The following is a 21,239-nucleotide window of genomic DNA, read 5'->3' on the forward strand; positions in this document are numbered from 1 at the left end:
GCGCATCAGGTGGCAAGCTTCGAAATGTCCGCGACGCAATTCATCTGCTGATGCAGTGCGCCGAGAAGAGCCAGGCGGTTACTTCGCAGCGCCGGATCTTCCGCGTTCACCATCACGTCGTTGAAGAAAGTATCCACGGCGTCGCGCAACGCGGACAGCGCCGACAGCGCTTCCGTGTAGTTGCGCTCGGCCAGTTGCTTTTGCACGCGCGGCGCGACTTGCTCGAGCTGCGCGTACAGCGCCTTTTCGGCCGCTTCTTGAAGTAGCGCTGGCTGCACACTCGACGGCACGGGTTCCGCCGACTTCTTCAGGATATTCGAGATGCGCTTGTTCGCCGCGGCAAGCGATGCGGCTTCCGGCAACGACGCGAATTCGCGCACAGCGTCCAGACGCGCGACGATGTCGTCCAGGCGCGTGGGGTTCAGACTCAGCACAGCGTCGATTTCAATTGCGTTGAAACCGCGCTCGCGCAGCACGCCGCGCAACCGGTCCATGAAAAACGCGTAGATGGCGTCGCTTGAATCAACGACTTGCGGCATGCCGGCGAATTGCTTGTGTGCGATACGCAGCAAGTCGAACAGGTCGATGGCAAGGCGCTTTTCCAGCAGGATGCGCAACACGCCGAGCGCGTGACGACGCAGCGCGAACGGATCTTTCTCGCCGGTTGGCTGCAGGCCGATGCCCCAGATGCCGACGAGCGTTTCCAGTTTATCGGCCAAAGCGACGGCGCTGCTCACGCCGTTGGGCGGGGTTTCATCGCCGGAGAAACGCGGCTGATAATGTTCCGAACACGCGAGCGCGACTTCTTCCACCTCGCCGTCGTGGCGCGCGTAGTACGTGCCCATGGTTCCCTGCAATTCCGGGAATTCGCCGACCATGTCGGTGATCAGGTCGGCCTTCGCGAGCAGGGCGGCGCGCCTCGTGACGGTTGCATCCACGCCGATCATGGGCGCGATTTCACCGGCCAGCGCTTCAAGCCGCTGCACGCGTTGCAACTGCGAACCGAGCTTGTTGTGATACACCACGTTCGCGAGCAGCGGCACGCGGTCGGCGAGGCGTTTCTTCTTGTCCTGCTCGAAGAAGAACTTGGCGTCGGCCAGACGCGGACGGACCACGCGTTCGTTGCCTTCCACAATATCGCCCGGCGTCTGCGTGTCGATGTTCGACACAATCAGGAAACGCGAACGCAGCTTGCCGTGATCATCAGTCAGCGCGAAATACTTCTGGTTCGTCTGCATGGTGAGGATCAGGCATTCCTGCGGCACTTGCAGGAACGACTCGTCGAAACGGCACTGATACACGACCGGCCATTCGACCAGCGCATTCACTTCATCCAGCAACGACTCAGGCATGACCACGCGATCTTCACCCGCGAATGCCAGCAATTGCGTCCGGATGGATTCGCGACGGTCGTCGAAATTCGCCACGACCTTGCCCTTCGAGCGCAGCGTCTCGGCGTAATCATCGGCGTGCGTGATCGCGACAATCCCTTCCGACATGAAGCGATGCCCCAGCGTGGTGTCGCCGGAGTCGATGCCGAGCGCGCTCACCGGCACGATTCTGCGGCCATGCAACGCGACCAGCCCATGCACCGGCCGCACGAACTGCACGCTGGTGCCGTCGGGGCGTTGATAGGTCATCAGCTTCGGGATTGGCAACTTGCCAAGCGTTTCTTGCAGCGCGGTCTGCAGGCCGTCGGCAAGCGTTGCTCCGGGTGCCGCGTAGCGCAGGAAAAACGCTTCGGCCTTGCCGTCCTGGGCGCGTTCGAGGTCGCCGATGGGGAAATCAGGGAAACCCAGCGCCGCGAGCTTCTTCGCGAGCGGCGCGGTGGGCTGGCCGTCTTTGTCCAGTGCGACGGAAACCGGCAGCACCTTCTCGCGTACCTGCCGTTCCGGCGCGACTGCGCGCACGTTCTTGATGACCACGGCGAGACGTCGCGGCGTGGCGTATTTTTCGAAACTCGCTTCCCCTTCAATCAGGTCGCGCGCGGCAAGCCGCTGCACAATCCCTTCGGCAAACGAGGTGCCCAGGCGCGCGAGCGCTTTCGGCGGAAGTTCTTCGGTCCGCAACTCGACGAGCAGCGATGCAAGGTTGGTTTCAGTCATTGTTATGTCGTGCTCTGGTCAGGCCTGATCGATATTGCGCTCGACCTTCAGCGCCGGCGCCCATGCGGGCTTGGCGGCATCTTGTGCGTCCGTGGTGAGTCCGGCCGCGGCGTGTACGGGGTTGCCCAGCATCGGGAAACCGAGCGCTTCACGCGACTCGTAATACCCCTTTGCGACCGCACGCGACAAATCGCGAATCCGGCCGATATACGCCGCGCGCTCCGTCACCGAAATCGCGCCACGCGCGTCCAGCAAGTTGAACGTGTGACCGGCTTTCAGCACGAGCTCATACGCGGGCAGCGAGAGCTTCGCTTCGATCATCTTCTGAGCTTCGGCTTCGTAGCTCTTGAAGAACGTGAACAGCAGGTCGACGTTCGCGTACTCGAAGTTGTAGGTGGATTGCTCGACTTCGTTCTGGTGATAGACATCGCCATAGGTCAGGCGCCGCAGTTCGCGGCCGTTCGGCGTGTCCTCTTCCCATTCGGTCCACACGAGGTCGTAGACGTTCTCCACTTTCTGCAGATACATGGCGAGCCGTTCGAGACCGTAGGTGATCTCACCGAGCACCGGCTTGCAGTCGATACCACCGACCTGCTGGAAGTAGGTGAACTGCGTCACTTCCATGCCGTTCAACCAGACTTCCCAGCCAAGGCCCCATGCGCCGAGCGTTGGATTTTCCCAGTCGTCTTCCACGAAACGCACGTCGTTCTGCTTCAGGTCGAAGCCGAGCGCCTCAAGCGAGCCGAGGTACAGGTCGAGGATGTTTTCGGGCGCGGGTTTCAGCACCACTTGATACTGGTAGTAGTGCTGCAGGCGGTTCGGGTTGTCGCCGTAACGGCCATCCTTCGGACGCCGGGACGGCTGGACATACGCCGCGCGCCACGGTTCCGGGCCGATAGCGCGCAGGAACGTGTGAACGTGCGAGGTACCCGCACCGACTTCCATGTCGATCGGCTGGAGAAGCGCGCAACCCTTGTTATCCCAATAGGATTGCAGCGTCAGGATGATTTGCTGAAAAGTGAGCATGAATGCCTTTGAAGCGTGCCTTCGAAGCTTGGGGCCGGTGGGCCGGCGCGTGGTCGAAGCGGACCGGAAAAATGCACCGGCCGGAGGGCTAAAACGTTGAATTTTAGCGGGAATGAGGGGCTTGTGCGACTTTCCGGGGATGACCGGCGGACTCATCGGCCATTCGGCCGGTAAAAACGGGGATTATCCGCCGAGCCGTTTCCTCATCGGCACACAATCCATGGTCAGGCCGCGTGGCGAATGGTACGGCGCGATTTCATCGCCTTGGAAACCGAGCGCGCGATAAAACGCCGCGGCGTTCAGCGTGGAGTCGAGCTTGAGTTCGCGGAGTCCTTCCGAGCGGGCGAGCGTTTCAAGGTGACGCATCATTGCCGCACCGATGCCGCGTTTCATATACGCCGGATGGACAAAAATCGCATCGATCTTGCCGGTCGCGAGGTTGATCATGCCGGTGCCCGCCACGTGCTCGTCAATGGTGGCCACGAGGAAACGCGCTTCGACGGCATCGGCGAATGCTGCCGAGGTCGTACCGCCCGTCCATTCTTCGAGCTGATCCAGCGGATACGCGCCCGCGCATTCATTCATCACGGCGGCGCGGCGGATGTCCCACGCGGCGTCCGCGTCTGCCCGCACTGCTTTGCGGATAATGAACAGGGCGGGTTCAGGATTTTCCGATGCCACTGTCGTCAGGTTTGTTGCGGCCATTCCTGCCCGGCGCGAACGCGAATCCGAATGCTAGCAGCAACAGCGACACCAGGATCACGGTCATGTTGCCGCTCGTGACATAGGGCGTACGGCCGGATGTGCCCTGCACGATGGCATCAAGAGAACCGACTGTGTACACGGGCAACCGTCCTACTACAGCGCCATTCGCCGCGATCACCGCGGTGATGCCCGTGTTGGTCGAGCGCAGCATCGGACGGCCGGTTTCGATCGAACGCATGCGGGCCATTTGCAAATGCTGATCCAGCGCAATGGTGTTGCCGAACCACGCAAGATTCGTCGAGTTCACCAGAATGCCCGCGGGCGCTTCCTGTTCGCGAATCGTCCGCGCAATCTCTTCGCCGAAAATATCTTCGTAGCAGATATCGACGGCAATCGGCTGGTTGTGTACGAAGAACGATTTCTGCACCGGCGGCCCGCGCCCGAGATCGCCGAGCGGAATGCCCATGAGCGCCACGAACCAGTGGAAACCCGTCGGCACGAATTCGCCGAATGGCACGAGATGATGTTTGTCATAGCGGTACACGTCCCGCTGATTCGGCGTGATGCCGAACAGGCTGTTCGTGTAGCCGGTTACGCGGCCTTCCGAAGCCGTCACGCCGATAGCGCCAAACAGAATGGACGAGTTGGTTGTATCGGAGAAAGTGCGCAGCGCAAGCGCCAGGTCAGGCGGCACCTGGACGGCAAGAATGGGCAATGCCGTTTCCGGCGTGACAATAAGATCCGCAGGCTTCTCGGTGATCAGCTTTTTATACAGCGCCAGCGATTGATCAACGCCTTCCTGCTCGAACTTCATCTCCTGCTTCACGTTGCCTTGCAGCAGCCTGACGGTAAGCGGCGCGTTCGCCGGGATCGTCCATTCGACCAGCGACAACAACATGCCGGACGCAAGCAACCCCACCGCCACGATGAACGGCGCAAGTCGCGCAGCCTTGGACGTTTCAGCCGCTGAGTTGCGCCGAAAGCCATAGAACCCTTGCACGAGCAACGCCGCCACAAGCCCGAGCACCCAGCCCACGCCATACACGCCCGCGACCGATCCGAACCCCGCCAGGGGGCCATCGACTTGCGCATACCCGCTGGCAAGCCACGGGAAGCCGGTGAACACAAGGCCGCGCAACCATTCGCCCAGCGCCCACGCGCTCGCAAAGGCAAACGCGCCGTGCCAGGTCGGCACGAAGCGCGGTTCATCGGTGGGCACGAAGCGCGGTTCATCGGTGGGCACGGTAGCAGAGGAGCCCGTGTCGTCCTCATTGTCTTCATATCGCGCACGACCCGCGCACAGCGACCAGACCACGCCCGCCAACGCCGGATAGATCGCGAGATACATTGAAAACAACGCGACGGCCGCAGCCGCCAGCGGCGCCGCCATGCCGCCGTAGTCGTGCATGCTGACATACAGCCACCACACACCCGTCACGAAGTTGCCGAATCCAAATGCCCAGCCCGTCAACGCCGCGCTTTTCCAGCCATTGGTGCGCGTAAGCCACGCGAAAAACAGCGTGAAAATCACCAGTTCGACCCAGCCACCGTGCGGCGTAGGTGCGAACGAAAGCGTATTCGCGGCGCCCAGCACGGCCGCGACGAGGTAATGCCAGAACGGCAAGGACTGAGCCGTGCCGGCGCGTTTTTCAGCGGGTATCGGCTGGGAGCCGCGCCGCGAGGTAACAGGAGACGAAGAGTCGGCCATGGATTACGGGTCGGCAGAAAGTAAGCGAATGACAGAGCGTGACCGGCGCTCGTCATGTCACGAAAAAGGCGCAAAACGCCTGCATAGCCGACACACCACCGGCCACTGACGCGTAGTGTGAACAGTCAGTGTTACAGGCTTGAGCAGGTCAGGGCCGCTCAGTGTGTGTGGCGTTCCGACGCGTTCTCTATTTTGATCAAGCGAAAGTAATCGCGTTCAATCGCGTTCGTCGTCGTGGTCGCGCCGCGAATTCCCGTCGAGCAGGTTCGTATTCGGCGCGCGCCGTACGCGCAGCACATGGATCTGGCGAGCGTCGCCGCGCAGAATCTCGAACACGAACTCGTCGATCCGCACCTTTTCTCCACGATGCGGCACACGTCCGAACCGGTGCGTGACCAGCCCGCCGATGGTGTCGACTTCGTCGTCGGAGTAATGGGTGCCGAACTGTTCGTTGAACTGCTCGATGCCGGTCAGCGCACGCACACGATGCGCGCCATCCGGTGTCGCAATGATGTTGCCGGCTTCTTCGTCGAAGTCGTACTCGTCTTCAATGTCACCAACAATCTGTTCCAGCACGTCTTCAATCGTGATCAGTCCCGCCACGCCGCCGTATTCATCGACGACGATGGCAATGTGATTCCGGTTCACGCGGAAATCGTGCAGCAAGACGTTCAGGCGTTTCGATTCGGGGATGAACACGGCGGGGCGAAGCATGCCGCGGACATCGAATTCTTCTTCGTGGTAATAGCGCAGCAAGTCTTTTGCAAGCAGCACGCCGATCACGTTGTCACGGTTGCTTTCGAATACCGGATAGCGCGAGTGCGCTTTTTCGAGCATGAACGGAATGAACTGCTCGGGCGTTTCGGCAATGTTGATGGCGTCCATCTGGGCACGCGGAATCATGATGTCGCGCGCGCAGAGTTCCGAAACCTGGAACACGCCTTCGATCATGGAGAGCGAATCCGCGTCGAGCAGATTGCGTTCGTGGGCGTCCTGAAGGACTTCCAGCAATTCGTCGCGCGATTCAGGTTCGTGCGAGATGAAATCGGTCAGGCGCTCAAGCAGCGTGCGCTTTTCCGGCGGTTTGTCGGTGTGTCGTCGACTGGGATAGGCGTCGTTCATAGTGGGGCGCCCGGAGTGTTCCGGACGCGAAATTACGGAGCGTTAAGAATACACCAAGGAAAATTCGCGCCAGTTCAAGCGGGCACGAAGACGTTCAAATCTCGTAGAAACATCGTAACTGATAAATATCGGCTGAGTATGTCGAGCCGGTGACGTTGGCCGATCGGTCGCAGTTGGGCATATTACTGAGCATTCTCAGCAGGTTCATGCGTGCCTTCATGCGTACCTCTAACGTGTCCCGTCACATTCATTCCTGCGACGAATTCACGGAATTCACATTCTGGCAGCGCTGCAACAGCGCTTCGAGCTGCCGGTCGGGCATGCCGCATTCGCGTAGTGCGGCGACCGTGCGGCTGACGTAATCAAGCGTAGTGCCATAGCGGCCGGTGGCGCAGCCGAGCACGTGGCGCACCATCGGGTCTGCCAGCTTGCCGGTATAGGTGGAAGCCTCGCGTCGCATCACAAACGCCAGCGCGTCGACACGGCGGCCGTCGACCAGCGTGCACGGCAACCAGGCCACGCGGTACGAGTTCATCGCCATTTCGCGTCGCCACAGCACGTCAAGGTGCGGCTCCGCGCCAACGGCTGCAAGCCGGAACGCCATGCCCGTGCATGAACCGCCGCGATCCAGCGCCAGTACAAGCCCAGGCTGTTCGGGCGTGCCGCGATTCACGCGCGACCACAAATACAGTCCGCGATGATAACCGTGCACCTTGCTGCGCACCGTTTCCACGGCGGGCAAGCCCGGGTTCCAGATCAGCGAGCCATAGCCGAACAGCCAGAGATCCGTCTTGCGATCCCAGTGCGCCAACGCTTTTTCACGCGACGCCGCAAGTTCTTCATCGGTGAGAAGACGCGACTCCTCGAACACCGGCGGATAGTCGTCGGGAGTCTGCGCAGGCAGGTCCTTCAGCAGTTCGGGGAGCGGGGAAGGGTCGTCAGTCACGGCTTAGTTGGGCGGCAACGGCAAGTAAGGATCGGTGAAACCGAGCTTTTGCATGATGCCGGTTTCGATCGATTCCATTTCCTCCGCTTCCGCCGAATCTTCATGATCGTAGCCCTGGGCGTGCAGCGTACCGTGCACGATCAGATGCGCGTAATGCGCGGCGAGCGGCTTGTTCTGCTCGCGCGCCTCGCGTTCCACTACCGGACAGCAGAGCACCAGGTCGCCCGTGACCGGATCGTCTTCCGATTCGGCGTACGCGAACGTCAGCACGTTAGTGGCGTAGTCCTTCGTCCGATAAGACCGGTTCAGCGTCCGGCCTTCGTCGGTATCGACGAAACGCACGGTCAGTTCCGCGTCCGCGAACAGCGACGCCTTGATCCAGCTGGCGACGGTTGCGCGCGGCAACAGCGCCTTGTGCCCAGGGAAGGCTTTAGCGGCGGGAAACTGCAGCGTCAAGGCAAGTTTGGGCATGCTTATTCAGAGCGATATTTTGCGGCGGCAATCGCGGCCGCCGCGGCATCACGGTCCGACTGCGCGTCGTACGCTTCCACAATGCGCGCGACCAGCGGATGGCGCACCACGTCCACGCTGGTGAACTTCGTCATCGCGATACCGCGCACGTCAGCCAGTATGTGTTGCGCTTCAATCAGCCCGCTTCTGTGCCCACGCGGCAAATCGACCTGCGTGGTGTCGCCGGTGACAACGGCCTTCGACCCGAAACCAATCCGCGTCAGGAACATCTTCATCTGCTCGGGCGTGGTGTTCTGCGCTTCGTCCAGAATGATGAACGCGTGATTCAGCGTCCGGCCGCGCATGTACGCGAGCGGCGCGATTTCGATCATCTGGCGCTCGAACATTTTCGCGGTTTTATCGAAGCCGAGCAGGTCGTAGAGCGCGTCGTAAAGCGGCCGCAGATACGGGTCCACTTTCTGCGCGAGATCGCCCGGCAGGAAACCCAGCCGCTCGCCGGCTTCTACGGCAGGACGCGTCAGCACAATGCGCTTCACCTGATCGCGTTCGAGCGAGTCCACCGCGCATGCGACCGCCAGATAGGTCTTGCCCGTACCCGCCGGGCCGATGCCAAACGTCACATCGTGCGCAATGATCTGCTTCAGGTATTCACGCTGCATTGGCGTGCGGCCGCGTAGATCGGCGCGTCGCGTGTACAACTTTGGCCCTGGATCTTCCTCGTCGCCCAGGTCGATGGTCACGTTGGGTTCATCGAAGGGATGATCGGGGTCGCCGCGAAAACGCGGATCGACAGGGTCGGAATTGAGATTGTTCGAAGGTTTGCTGACATTCAACCCGCGCCTCGCCGCATTGCGCGCTTCGACCAGCGCCAGCTGGATGTCGTCCACCGACAACGTGTCCTTCGCGCGATTGTAGAAATTCTCGAGCGCCGCCAGCGCAACCTTCGCGCCGCGCCCGCGGATGGTGATCTTGTGTCCGCGACGCGTGAGCGTCACGTCGAGCGCCTGCTCGATCTGCCGCAAGTTTTCGTCGAGCGGGCCACAGAGGTTGGCGAGCCGCGCGTTGTCTTCGCGCGGTGCGGTGAATTCCATATGCTGCTGAGCGGTCTTCAAGGCGAGAGTCGGGTTCCTGTCGAAGCTGCGGTTTAGTGAGTTGTCGCTGGCGTCATAATCAGTTCGCCGCGCAACGAATGCGGATACGCCACGTTGATTTCCACATCGACCATCTGGCCGATCAGCCGTTTGTGCGATGAGATTGGCGCCGGGAAATTCACCACGCGATTATTCTCCGTGCGCCCGGCGAGTTCGCTCGGGTCCTTGCGTGACGGGCCTTCCACCAGAATGCGCTGCACCGAACCCAGCATGGCGTTGCTGATCTTCGCCACGTTCGCCTCAATGGTCGCCTGCAAATGTTGCAAGCGCTTGAGCTTCACTTCGCGCGGGGTGTCGTCGTGCAAGTTTGCGGCGGGCGTGCCGGGACGCGGGCTGTAGATGAACGAGAAACTGGTGTCGTAACTCATTTCGTCGATGAGCTTCATCATCTTCTGGAAGTCATCTTCCGTCTCGCCGGGGAACCCGACAATCATGTCCGTGGACAGCGACAAATCCGGACGAATCGCGCGCAATTTGCGGATCACGGACTTGTATTCGAGCACGGTATAACCGCGTTTCATGGCCATCAGGATGCGATCGGAACCATGCTGCACCGGCAAGTGCAAGTGGCTCACGAGCTTGGGCACTTTCGCGTAGGTGTCGATCAGGCGCTGCGTGAATTCCTTCGGATGCGACGTGGTATAGCGAATCCGTTCGATGCCCGGGATTTCGGCCACGTATTCGATCAACGTAGCGAAATCCGCAATGTCCGTGGAATGCTGTGTCACCGGTCCACGATACGCATTCACGTTCTGACCCAGCATGGTGACTTCGCGCACGCCCTGGTCGGCGAGGCCGGCAATTTCGGTCAGCACGTCGTCCAGCGGCCGCGATACTTCTTCGCCGCGCGTGTAGGGCACCACGCAATAGCTGCAGTACTTGCTGCAACCTTCCATGATCGATACAAACGCGCTCGGGCCATCAACGCGAGCCGGCGGCAGATGATCGAACTTTTCGATTTCCGGAAACGAGATATCAACTTGCGCGCGGCCGCTGGAACGCCGTTTCGCGATCATTTCGGGCAGGCGGTGCAAAGTCTGCGGGCCGAATACCAGGTCCACGTACGGCGCACGGGACACAATAGCCGCGCCTTCCTGGCTTGCCACGCAACCGCCCACGCCAATGATCAGGTTTGGGTTCGCTTCCTTCAACTCGCGCACGCGGCCAAGGTCCGAGAAAACCTTTTCCTGCGCTTTTTCGCGCACTGAACACGTGTTGAAGAGAATGACGTCCGCGTCTTCCGGCGTATCCGTCTGGGTGAGGCCATGGGCTGCTCCGAGCACGTCGACCATTTTGTCGGAGTCGTACTCGTTCATCTGGCAGCCAAAGGTCTTTACATATACTTTCTTGGTCATGAATTTCGCCGGTCGCAGTGATTAGTCTGGGGGCGCGGTTTTTAATGCGTTGAAGGGACTTACCTATTTCGTTCGTCGGCTTTTGCGCTCGCTTTTAGCCCTGCTTTAGCCCGATTTCGCCTGAAATGGCCGAAATTCGGACGCCGCGTAGCTCGACGCTTAACTTAATATTATAGCGTCCGCTCGACTTCGTGACCCTGCTGGCCGGGCGGGTAGGCCAAGTCGCCAAGCAATTCCGCCGTCGCCCGGGCGAAGCGTTCGATCAGGAAATCCAGCAGCACGCGCACCCGCGGCGCCATATACCGGTTGCCGTGGAACACCGCGTGAACCGCCGCTTCGTTCGAACACCAGTCTGCCAGCAAAATTTTCAGCGCGCCGGAGCGGACGTCGGCGGCTATATCCCAGATTGATTTGTGCGCAATACCCTGGCCAGCCAGCGCCCAGGCCCGCGAGAGCGCGCCGTCGTTCGTTTCCCAGGCTTCGTCGAGGGGCACGGTGTGGGTGAAACGCTCGTCGCCGCGGACGAACTGGAACTGATTGAACGTAGCCGTCGATGTCACCAGCACCGTGAACGTATGCGCGCTGAGATCGGCGGGCATTTTCGGTTCGCCGTGCCGCGCCAGATAGTCCGGCGATGCACACAGCACACGCCGGTTCGGCGCCAGCCGCCGCGCGACCAGATTGCCCTCCGGCGGTTGGTTGAAGCGAATCGCCAGATCAATATCCTCCAGCAGCAGATTCGACACCGAATCCGACAGCGTCAGCGAAAAACTCACATCCGGATGCAGGCGGCTGAATTCATCGAGCCAATGGCACAGCAGGTTGCGGCCGAAATCCGATGTGGCTGAGATTCGCACCTTCCCGCGCACGAGATTCTGGCCGGCGTGCAGCGCGGCTTCGCCGTCGTCGATAGCCTGCAGCGCAATCCGGCAATGCTGCAAATAAAGCCGGCCTTCGTCGGTGAGCCTGAGCTGGCGGGTGGTGCGCTCGAACAGCCGTGCGGTGAGGGATTTCTCCAGTTTGAGCAGCCGGGCGCTGGCCGCCGCCGGCGATAAACCCAGCTTGCGCCCCGCCGCCGACAAGCTGCCGAGCGCTGCCGCTTCGGTAAACAGGCGCATATCGCCGAGTCGATCCATCGTCATTCTCAATTTACTTTTGATAATGCTTCAAATGCTACGCCAATTATCAAAATGTCTCTTTGCGCGCAGAATTTGGTGCATTGCAGCGTGTGAAGCTGGAAATCATGCCGCCCGACGTGTCTAAACCTGCCCCGATGAAACTCGATCACGTCACGATCGTCGCGCCCGATTGCGAGCCGATCCGCCATTTTCTCGTCGATATAGCCGGCATGAAAGTCGGTCCGCGCCCGCCGTTCGGCATAGGCGGGTACTGGCTTTATCTCGACGACGTGCCGGCCGTGCATCTGATCGAGAACGGTTCGGTGCTGGCGTCGCCGCCCGGTGGCCGGGCCGCGACGCGCATCGATCATCTCGCGTTGCGCGTGCAAGGCGCGGCCGAATGGCAGGCGTTGCTCGCGCGTCTGCACGAACACGCGATTCCGTTTTCCGAAGCCGACGTTCCGCTCGCCCGCGAACAGCAAGTGTTCGTGCAGCTTGCGCCAGGCGTGGTCATCGAATTCGTGACGTCGGTTTCCTCACCATCGTCACCATCCTCACCCTCCTCACCCTCCGCATTCTCAAACTAAGGGGATTTCCATGCCTATTCCACTTCTGGCGCTCGCGATCAGCGCGTTTGCCATCGGTACAACTGAGTTCGTGATCATGGGTTTGCTGCCCGACGTGGCCCGCGATCTGGCTGTATCGATTCCATCGGCGGGTTTTCTCGTCACCGGCTACGCGCTGGGCGTAGCCGTCGGCGCGCCGCTGCTCGCCGTGCTGACCGCAAAAATGCCGCGCAAACTCGCGCTGCAATTGCTGATGGGCGTGTTTATCGTCGGCAATGTGCTGTGCGCCGTTGCCCCCGGTTATTCGATGCTCATGGTTGCCCGCGTGGTGACGTCGTTCGCGCACGGCTCGTTTTTCGGCATTGGCGCAGTGGTCGCGGCGTCGCTGGTTCCCGCTGAAAAGCGCGCGAGCGCGATTGCGCTGATGTTCACGGGGCTCACGCTCGCGAACGTGCTCGGCGTGCCGTTCGGGACGTTTATCGGTCAGGAGTTCGGCTGGCGCTCGACGTTCTGGGTCGTGGCGGCGCTCGGCGTGCTGTCGCTGATCGGCGTGGCCGCGCTCGTACCGAACAAGCACGATTCGGGACCGTCGAACCTCGGTCACGAACTGCGCGTGCTGAAGGAGCCTCAAGTCTGGCTCGCGCTGGCAATGACGGTGCTCGGCTTCGGCGGCGTGTTCGTGGTCTTCACCTACATCGCGCCGATCCTCGAACAGGTCAGCGGATTTTCGCCACACGGCGTCACGTTGGTGCTCGTGCTGTTCGGCGTTGGATTGACGATCGGCAACACGATCGGCGGCAAGCTGGCCGACCGGGCGCTGATGCCGTCGCTGATGGGCATTCTCGTCGCGCTGGCCATCATCATGGCGGTGTTCGCGAAGACCAGCCACAACCAGACGCTGGCGGCCATCACGATCTTTATCTGGGGCATCGCCGCGTTCGCTACCGTACCGCCGCTGCAAACTCGCGTGGTCGAGAAGGCGAAACACGCGCCGAATCTGGCGTCGACGCTGAATATCGGTGCGTTCAACCTGGGCAATGCGGGCGGCGCGTGGCTTGGCGGCGTGGTGCTGCAGCAAGGGCATCCGCTTGATTCGCTGCCGTGGGTGGCGGCCGTGGTGGCCGTGGTCGCGCTCGGCGTGACGTGGTACGCGGCCCGGCTTGATCGCGGCGGTCAGGGAGCGAGCGCGGGTGCGGTCGATGCGGTTTGAATCCGTGGGGCGTGTGGGATGGGGGGAATACGCGCGTTGATTCAGCGTGCGGCATGGGACGGTACGCGCGCCGATCCGCCCTGCGCGATAGGGCGGCCTCCACGCCGATCTAGCCGGATGTTGACCCGGCGTCCTCAACCGACTAGCGTGTCGTGCGAGCCGCATCCGCGGCTTCTCGCTTCATCACGCTTTTCGACCGAGGTTTTATGGAAGACATCACGCTGCGCCAATGCCTGAAGGGCGCATGGCGCGACGCCGCCTCCGCCGTGCGGCACATGCCGATCGTATTTCTAGTGGCGTTCGTAGCCGTGCTCGCGACGGCAACCGCCGGCTATACGGCGCAATTTCCCGGCATGGCGGAATCGGGCGGTTCGCTCACTGCGATGACCGGCAGCAGCGCCGGTCATGCCGCCGGGTTCGGACAGGCGCTGGTTTCTCTTGGCGTCACGTTTGTACAGACATTGATACTCGCCGTGCTGGCCGTGTTCGTGGTCCGCTTCGCGATGAAACTGAGCGCGGAGCCCGCCGAAGCTTCCGCCACCTCCGCGTCCGTACTGCCGTCGGCACGTCTCTGGGACGCCGGTATCCGGCGCTATTTCCTTCTCTGCATCGCGCTGGTTGCCGGTTACGTGGGGGCGACACTCGCGGTCGTTATCGTGTGGATCGGGTTGCGGCTGGCGGGATTGTCCAGCGGCACATCGATGGCCGCGACCGCCACGCTCGCGGTGCTGGCCGTGTGCGGCGTGAGTTATGTGTCGGCGCGGCTTTCCTTGCTGTTTCCGCACACTGCCGCCGGTGGCCGGATTCAATGGCGTGCCGCCTGGGAGGACACGCGCGGGCATTTCTGGTTTATCACGACGGCGGCCGTGCTCGCGATCCTGCCTATCATTTGTATTGCGACGGTGTTGACGGTGATCGCAGAAATGCTGGCGACGGCAGGGTCCATCGGTAGCCTGACGATGGGTTTGATGGTCGTGCAAAGCGTGGGCACGCTGCTTTATACGGCAACGGGCGCAACCTGCTCGGTCTGGCTGTACAGGAAGTTCGCGGCGATTTTGAGAGAGGAATCTGTGTGATTTTGTGGTGGCGGCGTTTGTTTTTCATTGGCCGCGACGCTTGTTCGCGGTTTGCAGTTCGTGGTCAGGCGAGATCGAGCGTAGCCGTCATGCCCCCTTCGACGTTTGCATGAGAACGGTTTGAAACGCGTCGACCGACGCGGCGGCGGTGGTTGAATTGCTTTGTCGCCGGATGCAACCGTTCCCAGCTTTCCCACGACGCCCAAACGCAAAACGCGGCCCTTCAACTCAGGGCCGCGTTTTTTATTGCTCTCGATACTCCGTCGAACGGAGCCTTCCGCCGTTAAACCGTTTCTTCCGCCAGTTCGCGTGCGGCGGCGAGCGCCATGCGGAAATCAGCGAGTTCGGCGATGGTCAGCACCGGAATGTTGCGCTCCTTAACAAACGCATCGATCTGCGCACCGCGCGCCATCGTGCCGTCCGGATTCATCAGTTCGCACAGGACGCCAGCCGGCTTCAACCCGGCGAGGATCGTCAGATCGACGGTTCCTTCCGTATGACCCCGCCGGGTCAGCACGCCGCCCGGCTGTGCGCGCAACGGGAACACATGGCCGGGACTCACGATGTCACCGGCCTTGACGTTGTCGGCGATCGCGGCGCGGATCGTGGTCAACCGGTCAATGGCTGATACGCCCGTCGTCACGCCCTCGCGTGCTTCTATAGACACCGTGAATGCCGTGCCGTATTTGCTGCCGTTGTCGGCGACCATCGGCGGCAGGTGGAGCGCGCGAACGGTCTCGTCCGGGAGGCACAGGCACACGATGCCGCTGCACTCGCGGATCATCAGCGCCATGCCTTCGGCGTCGAGTTTTTCAGCGGCGTAAATGAGGTCGGCTTCGTTCTCGCGATCGTCGTCATCGAGCAGGGCGACCGCGCGGCCTTCGCGCAATGCTTGCAGGGCCGCGGCAATTCGGGGAGGGATGACAACGGAAGCGTCGCCTGCGCGAAGTTGCGCAAGATCAGCAAAGGCGGTGGCGGGGGAGGTGAAGCTGGACACTTTGTCGAACATGGGTGAAACGCTCTCGCAAAAGAAATGGGGCGAAAAACGTTTCAGGGCATTGCAAACAGACAGAACGACACGCGTTTTCAGCGCCATCAATCGACAGCGCCCGTTCAACGCGGACACAAGAACGCCGCGGCAAACACGCGAAACGGACATGACCGTCTGCACATCTTCTCTCATCCGGACTATGACCGTCGGCTCTGGCATCTCACCAGATCTGCTGACCCCGTTACGTGGCTCGCAATGACTTGCAAGCTGCGTTCACGGGCGCTCGCGGGCTCGCGGGAGGCTTCAGCCACTCGCATACCGCCGGTGGGGAATTACACCCCGCCCTGAAGACGTACTGACTTGTCGCTAAACACTTAACAACGCGACTAATTTCAGGATACAACAGACCAGCCGATGTTGCAGTACTGCATGTTTATAGCTTGGACGCAAGCGCGCCTAGCTGGCATCGTCGATACGACGTGAATCGGCCGGAACATGCCAGCGCGGCGGCGTTTCCGCGTTCACCGTGACCTGATAGGCGCGTGCTTCCGTGTTGCCGGGATTGCGCAGCGTGTGGGGCTGATCCGCGTCGAACACAATGGCGTCGCCCGTGGCCAGCAACTGCGCCCGGTCATGCACGCGGATTTCCAGCGTGCCGTCGCTTACAACCAGATTGATCGTGGTGCCGGGCGGGTGCGGACTGCCGGATTCGGCGTGCAGCGGCGCAATGCGTAGTTCGTGGAATTCCGCCGATGCCGGCGCGCTCAGCGGAAACAGCGGCCGGGCCGAAAAGCGTCCATTCGATGTCACGAGGCGCGTTGCCTGCTCGGCCGGCAAATATTCGATGCCATTGGTCGCGTGGCGTCGAAGGAACGCCGCCACCGACACCTTGAGCGCGCTCGCGATCTTGTGCAGCACCTTGATGGACGGCACGCTCCGCCCGGATTCGATCTGTGCCAGCATGGCCCGTGATACGCCCGACGCGCGAGCGAGGGCATCGAGCGAAAGCTGGCGTTCGGCACGCAGCCGCGCCAGGTTCACGCCAACGAGATATTCGAGCGCGTCGTTCGCTTCCTGCGCGTCGGTGTTATGCGTTTGATGAACGTTAGCCGATGCCGCCCGTGTTGCCTCGGCGAGTTCGGCCGGCGCGTGCGCATCGAACGACTCGCGCACGAGTTCCAGCGATGAATAAGCCGGTGCAACCATGATGAGCCTCCAGTCTTTCATTCGTTCAGTCGATAAGACCCGCCCAGCGAAACGGCGCGGGGACAAGTGAAAGCAAGACTAGCATCGGCTTAACGTGGGTCAAACGAAGATATCGTCACACCGTTATCAGGTGCCGCAGGGTAGCTATTCGCGGCAACGCTCGGTTAAACGACCGTGCGAGTGGGCATGGATGAAGCCGCCCGCGGTTCCTTCTCCGGCTTGCCGGATGCGAACCACCCGTCGATGCGGCGAATCACGTCATCCAGTGACCCCGGCTCCAGGTGCAGGCCGAGTTTCGAGCGGCGCCAGAGCACGTCGTCCGCACAGGTCGCCCATTCGTTGTCGCGCATGTAGCGGAGTTCCGCTTCGTAGAGGCCGGGCGCCAGGGCCTCGCCGAGATCGGCGAGCGAGCTTGCATCGCCCAGCAGCTTCTGTGCACGCGTGCCGTAAGCGCGTGCATAACGATGCGCGAGCCCGCCGGGCAGCCAGCGATTGCGCTCCTTGAACGATCTGAGGAAAAGCGCGAAATCGGCATGGGCAATGTCCCCGCCGGGCAGCGGTGCGCCTTCGGTCCAGGGTTTATTCCGGGCCGGCGACTGCAGCGCCTCGCCGAGCTTGTCGACGGCTTCTTCGGCCAGCTTGCGGAACGTGGTGATCTTGCCGCCGAATACCGATAACAACGGCGCTTCGTTCGCGGGCGTGTCGAGTTCGAGCAGGTAATCGCGCGTGACGGCCGACGCGTTCTCCGCATTTTCGTCCTCGAGCAGGCCGCGCACACCGGCATAGGTCCAGCAGACGTCGGCCGGACTGATGTGTTTCTTGAAGTAGCGATTGATGGAGTCGCAGAGGTACGCGGTTTCTTCCGGGCTGATGGCGACTTTCGACGCGTCGCCGTGATACTCGAGATCCGTCGTCCCGATCAGCGTGTACTCGTGCTCGTACGGAATCGCGAAGATGATGCGTTTGTCCGGATTCTGGAAAATGTAGGCGTGGTCGTGCTCGAAGAGGCGCCGGGTGACGATGTGGCTTCCCTTGACCAGCCGCACGGTGTGGCGTGTGTGCGTGTTGCTGTTGAGTGAATCCTTGAGCAGATCACTGACCCACGGGCCGGCAGCGTTCGCGATGGAGCGCGCCCGAATGTCAAAGGTCGCCCCGTGGTTGTCGGCAAGTGTGGCATGCCAAACGCCTTCGCCGCGGCGCGCACTGACCAGGCGCGTGCGCGTCTTGATTACCGCGCCGTGTTCCTGCGCGTCAACGGCATTGAGCGCGACGAGCCGTGCGTCGTCCACCCAGCCGTCGGAATAGACGAAACCGCGTTTGATGGAGTCGATGAGCGGTGCACCGGCCGGGTGCCGGCGCATGTCAATGCCCCGGGAGCCGGGCAGCAATTCACGGCGTGCGAGGTGATCGTAGAGGAAGAGGCCGGCGCGGATCATCCAGGCGGGGCGCAGGTTGGGCATGTGCGGCATCACGAAACGCAGCGGCCACATGATGTGCGGCGCCGCGCGCAGCAACACTTCACGCTCTTGAAGCGCCTTGCGCACGAGCCGGTATTCACCGTATTCGAGATAACGAAGTCCGCCGTGAATCAGCTTTGTACTCGACGACGACGTGTGCGAAGCCAGGTCGTCCTTTTCGCACAGCATGACGGTGAGGCCACGGCCCGCCGCGTCCCGCGCTATACCCGTGCCGTTGACCCCGCCGCCCACCACGAGCACATCATAAAGATTGCCTTGCATCGCTTGTCCGCCCCATGGCCACCAACAGAGAACTCCGTCGGAACATAATAATGTTCGAATTCGAAATTTAACGAACAAAAACGAAAATGTAAAGTCGTCTGAATGGCTAACGCTCGCTATTACGGCGTTTTGCCGGAAAAGTGCAGGTCGTGGTCGTATTTGTTTCCGATTGGGCTCATAGGCCGTCCGGCCGAGTGGCGCGAAGCGGGCCAGCGACCGATACTGTAGACACTGGAGACCAAGGAGTGGACGCAATGCGAAAGATATTGATGGCCGGCGCGCTAGGCGCGCTGATGCTGGGCGGATGCATATCCGCGCCGGATGTTTCGGGATCAAGGGGGGCGCCGTCCCTGGCCGCGCTTCAGTCCATGTGCGGCGGGAGTGCTGTCGATTACGGCACGGACGCACAGGGCGTGTATTCGGCGCTTCTAGACGCTTACGTGGCGCAAAAGCGCGGCAAGTTGCCAAAGGAGCAGTTTTGCGCGTTCCAGGCGGGAATTGCGGGTCAATATACGAGCTTTAGTGCTAGCCGTACGCCGGCGGCTCAAAGCGCGTGGGCTTTGTTCTTCGCAGATCAGCGGGCACAAGCGCTTAGCTGGCGCGCAGCCGTCGACCCGACATTGCGCGGCTAGTTGGGCCGCTATCTGGTCCGCTACTCGGCTCGCTCATGCAGCCTGATTGGGCACGCTGGCGAGGGTGAGCTGACCACAGAGCAGATTTACGAATACCGTTTGATTGCTTTGATCGTGGAGTCGCCGGAAGCCGTCAGGCTCCACAACTGGCGTCCAGACGCAAGATTTTCCAACTGGACAAGCTGGCGTTCGAGCAGGGCGTCTAGTTCGTCGCGCACCATGTCCATCTGATGGGGCGCGTCTTGCAACAGGAGCAGCGTGGCAAATTCATGCGGACTGAGCATCGTGTTCTCCATGACGATCGAACGGCACTTTATCCGGTCGGTGACCGGCATCCGTGCTTGGGAACGTTGGGCGAGGCTGGAACTTCGTGTCCGGCAGACGCATGCTGCATAGCGTGGCTGGCAGCGCCGAAAAGCGGCGCTTCGTTGCCGGGGATTTGATTGTAGGCAAGTGCCGGACGAGTGCCAAACGCTTGCGGAAAATATTGGGTTTGACTTTTCAGGAGCGTGAAAGCGGTTCGGCGGACAAGCGGAATCGTAGAAATTACATGAGGTTCGTGCCGCAGTGCACACAGGCGGTGCAGGGTGTGCGGGCTGGCCGTTACTCCGCTATGAACACCTGCGTGTTTGCCTCGGCGAGCGTTTGAGCCATGTCGGGTGGCGCGGGGGCATCGGTGAAAAGCGCGTCGATCTGGCTCAGATGACCAAGCCGGACGAGTGCAGGGCGGCCGAATTTCGAATGGTCAGCGGCGAGGAACACCGTGCGGGCGTGTTTGATGATCGCTTCGGCCACGCGGACTTCGCGGGTATCGAAATCGCGCAGCGTGCCGTCGGTTTCAATGCTCGACGCCCCAATGATCGCGAAGTCCACCTTGAACTGGCGAATGAAGTCGATCGCCAGCTCGCCCACAATGCCCTTGTCCCAGGGCCGCACAATCCCCCCGGTGATCAGCACCTCGCATTCGGGGTAACCGCTCATCATGCTCGCCACGTTGAGGTTGTTCGTGATCACGTGCAAGCCGCGATGCCGGTTCAGCGCCCGGGCGACTTCCTCGGTCGTCGTGCCCAGGTTGATGAAGAGCGACGCCTGATCGGGAATGTGCTGAGCAACCAGCGCGGCTATGCGGCGCTTTTCGTCGTGGAACATGCGCTGGCGCGCGGTGTACGAGACGTTCTCCGAACTGGTCGGGAGGCTCGCGCCACCGTGATAGCGGCGCAGCAGGTTCATGTCGGAGAGCCAGTTGACGTCGCGGCGAATGGTCTGCGGCGTGACGTCGAAATGCGTGGCCAGGTCCTCTACCGTCACGAAGCCATCGCGTTGCACCCAGTCGAGCAGCTCTTGCTGTCGTGCGTTCAAGGTGATGCGGGGATCTCGTGTCATGGCGTCGAAGAGTGCGCTTTATTGTCGTGAGGTGGCCCGTATTGTAAGGGAAAGGCCCGGCAGGACGGCAATGCCCGATCACCCGCGTTGCCTTTGGTTATCGTTCCCCGATAGCCACGATGCAAGCGCGCCAACGAGCGCCTTGCCGGTGCTGTTTAGGGCTCGGGCGGCACATTGAGAGCGACAAGTTCGTTACCACGCGTTACGTCGATTACCTCGATTACGCCCGCGCCGCAACCGCGAACGATTTGGGATGAAGCCGTTCCCGCGTGATCCGCACATGTACATATCCGCATGTCCCCATGTTCGCACGGGCCGTACGGATTGCATGCTTCGCGTTCTGCGCAGCAACTCGTCAGGATGGCAAAATAGATGGTGTCGAGTCTGAATGCGGGTTAGCGGCCGGGACTCTACCGCGCTGTGTGCGGATTCAACAGGCAAATCGATCGGCCAAAACGCCATTGCTGAATCGTCTTTTAGCGGCTTGTCGAAATACGTCTGTAAGGGAATGGGAATCAAGCGTTGCATGCGTTATCGCAACGCGATCCGGCGCGGTACGATTTATGCTGATTTGTGCGGTATCCGGAACTGACATGTGGTTCTAACGGTCTGTGTTCGTGTCTGCAGCTTCGTTGCAACCCGGCTAAGATGCAGGCTCCAAGTCTTTAACCACATGAGGACGCCGCGACGTTACGTTCACGGCGTCGCCTGATTTTCGGCCGGTTTGGC

The 21,239-nt window shown here is 61.3% G+C and carries 19 protein-coding genes and 1 riboswitch; of the genes, 4 read left to right on the forward strand and 15 right to left on the reverse strand.

Annotated features, from left to right (window positions below):
* Positions 1 to 5: 5 nt before the first annotated feature.
* From glyS to ACSQ8V_RS02830, 10 genes are all read right to left on the reverse strand, one after another.
* Positions 6 to 2,105, reverse strand: coding sequence for a glycine--tRNA ligase subunit beta (gene glyS, locus ACSQ8V_RS02785; RefSeq protein ID WP_436204826.1), 2,100 nt, complete (start codon positions 2,103 to 2,105; stop codon positions 6 to 8).
* 18 nt (positions 2,106 to 2,123) lie between these two features.
* Positions 2,124 to 3,131 (reverse strand): glycine--tRNA ligase subunit alpha, encoded by a 1,008-nt coding sequence (gene glyQ, locus ACSQ8V_RS02790; protein WP_213767595.1) that lies wholly within the window; start codon positions 3,129 to 3,131, stop codon positions 2,124 to 2,126.
* 183 nt (positions 3,132 to 3,314) lie between these two features.
* Positions 3,315 to 3,836 carry a GNAT family N-acetyltransferase gene (locus ACSQ8V_RS02795; RefSeq protein ID WP_436204827.1) on the reverse strand — a complete coding sequence of 174 codons (522 nt, stop codon included), beginning with the start codon at positions 3,834 to 3,836 and terminating at the stop codon, positions 3,315 to 3,317.
* The gene (lnt, locus tag ACSQ8V_RS02800) at positions 3,793 to 5,544 is read right to left on the reverse strand and encodes an apolipoprotein N-acyltransferase (RefSeq protein ID WP_436204828.1); all 1,752 of its coding nucleotides are present in this window, start codon (positions 5,542 to 5,544) and stop codon (positions 3,793 to 3,795) included. The genes ACSQ8V_RS02795 and lnt overlap by 44 nt, the downstream gene beginning before the upstream one ends.
* A 216-nt stretch (positions 5,545 to 5,760) precedes the next feature.
* Positions 5,761 to 6,666, reverse strand: coding sequence for an HlyC/CorC family transporter (locus ACSQ8V_RS02805; RefSeq protein WP_213767598.1), 906 nt, complete (start codon positions 6,664 to 6,666; stop codon positions 5,761 to 5,763).
* A 247-nt stretch (positions 6,667 to 6,913) separates the two neighbouring features.
* Positions 6,914 to 7,612: a gamma-glutamylcyclotransferase gene (locus ACSQ8V_RS02810; RefSeq protein ID WP_436204829.1), complete on the reverse strand. Its 699-nt coding sequence runs from the start codon at positions 7,610 to 7,612 to the stop codon at positions 6,914 to 6,916.
* A 3-nt stretch (positions 7,613 to 7,615) separates the two neighbouring features.
* Positions 7,616 to 8,083, reverse strand: coding sequence for an rRNA maturation RNase YbeY (ybeY, locus tag ACSQ8V_RS02815; RefSeq protein ID WP_436180810.1), 468 nt, complete (start codon positions 8,081 to 8,083; stop codon positions 7,616 to 7,618).
* A 2-nt stretch (positions 8,084 to 8,085) separates the two neighbouring features.
* The gene (locus tag ACSQ8V_RS02820) at positions 8,086 to 9,195 is read right to left on the reverse strand and encodes a PhoH family protein (RefSeq protein ID WP_436204830.1); all 1,110 of its coding nucleotides are present in this window, start codon (positions 9,193 to 9,195) and stop codon (positions 8,086 to 8,088) included.
* 32 nt (positions 9,196 to 9,227) lie between these two features.
* Positions 9,228 to 10,589, reverse strand: coding sequence for a tRNA (N6-isopentenyl adenosine(37)-C2)-methylthiotransferase MiaB (gene miaB / locus ACSQ8V_RS02825; RefSeq protein WP_213767600.1), 1,362 nt, complete (start codon positions 10,587 to 10,589; stop codon positions 9,228 to 9,230).
* A gap of 170 nt (positions 10,590 to 10,759) precedes the next feature.
* Positions 10,760 to 11,725, reverse strand: coding sequence for a LysR family transcriptional regulator (locus ACSQ8V_RS02830; RefSeq protein ID WP_436204831.1), 966 nt, complete (start codon positions 11,723 to 11,725; stop codon positions 10,760 to 10,762).
* A gap of 119 nt (positions 11,726 to 11,844) precedes the next feature.
* Here ACSQ8V_RS02830 and ACSQ8V_RS02835 point away from each other — a divergent pair, with 119 nt between their 5' ends.
* From ACSQ8V_RS02835 to ACSQ8V_RS02845, 3 genes are all read left to right on the forward strand, one after another.
* Positions 11,845 to 12,294 (forward strand): VOC family protein, encoded by a 450-nt coding sequence (locus tag ACSQ8V_RS02835; RefSeq protein WP_436204832.1) that lies wholly within the window; start codon positions 11,845 to 11,847, stop codon positions 12,292 to 12,294.
* A 10-nt stretch (positions 12,295 to 12,304) separates the two neighbouring features.
* Positions 12,305 to 13,483, forward strand: coding sequence for an MFS transporter (locus ACSQ8V_RS02840; protein ID WP_213767602.1), 1,179 nt, complete (start codon positions 12,305 to 12,307; stop codon positions 13,481 to 13,483).
* Between the two features lie 206 nt (positions 13,484 to 13,689).
* Positions 13,690 to 14,559 carry a hypothetical protein gene (locus tag ACSQ8V_RS02845; protein ID WP_436204833.1) on the forward strand — a complete coding sequence of 290 codons (870 nt, stop codon included), beginning with the start codon at positions 13,690 to 13,692 and terminating at the stop codon, positions 14,557 to 14,559.
* Positions 14,560 to 14,842: 283 nt separating this feature from the next.
* On the opposite strand, the gene ribB is transcribed toward ACSQ8V_RS02845, so the two are convergent.
* The 3 genes from ribB to glpD all read right to left on the reverse strand — a co-directional run bounded on the left by ribB (position 14,843) and on the right by glpD (position 18,495).
* Positions 14,843 to 15,568, reverse strand: coding sequence for a 3,4-dihydroxy-2-butanone-4-phosphate synthase (gene ribB, locus ACSQ8V_RS02850; protein ID WP_436204834.1), 726 nt, complete (start codon positions 15,566 to 15,568; stop codon positions 14,843 to 14,845).
* Between the two features lie 158 nt (positions 15,569 to 15,726).
* A riboswitch (FMN riboswitch) is annotated at positions 15,727 to 15,906 on the reverse strand.
* 100 nt (positions 15,907 to 16,006) lie between these two features.
* Positions 16,007 to 16,756, reverse strand: coding sequence for a helix-turn-helix domain-containing protein (locus ACSQ8V_RS02855; RefSeq protein ID WP_213767605.1), 750 nt, complete (start codon positions 16,754 to 16,756; stop codon positions 16,007 to 16,009).
* 164 nt (positions 16,757 to 16,920) lie between these two features.
* A complete protein-coding gene (gene glpD / locus ACSQ8V_RS02860; protein WP_436204835.1) occupies positions 16,921 to 18,495 on the reverse strand; it encodes a glycerol-3-phosphate dehydrogenase in 1,575 nt (524 codons plus the stop codon).
* A 254-nt stretch (positions 18,496 to 18,749) separates the two neighbouring features.
* On the opposite strand from glpD, the gene ACSQ8V_RS02865 reads away from it, so the two are divergent.
* Positions 18,750 to 19,127, forward strand: a complete 378-nt coding sequence (locus ACSQ8V_RS02865) for a hypothetical protein (RefSeq protein ID WP_436180817.1) — start codon at positions 18,750 to 18,752, stop codon at positions 19,125 to 19,127.
* Between the two features lie 86 nt (positions 19,128 to 19,213).
* Here ACSQ8V_RS02865 and ACSQ8V_RS02870 read toward each other — a convergent pair whose 3' ends face one another.
* Positions 19,214 to 19,411: a hypothetical protein gene (locus ACSQ8V_RS02870; protein WP_031359543.1), complete on the reverse strand. Its 198-nt coding sequence runs from the start codon at positions 19,409 to 19,411 to the stop codon at positions 19,214 to 19,216.
* Positions 19,412 to 19,730: 319 nt separating this feature from the next.
* A complete protein-coding gene (locus tag ACSQ8V_RS02875; protein ID WP_213767608.1) occupies positions 19,731 to 20,510 on the reverse strand; it encodes a DeoR/GlpR family DNA-binding transcription regulator in 780 nt (259 codons plus the stop codon).
* Positions 20,511 to 21,239 lie beyond the last annotated feature (729 nt).

Source organism: Caballeronia sp. LjRoot31, assembly GCF_964253885.1.
Classification (GTDB): domain Bacteria; phylum Pseudomonadota; class Gammaproteobacteria; order Burkholderiales; family Burkholderiaceae; genus Caballeronia.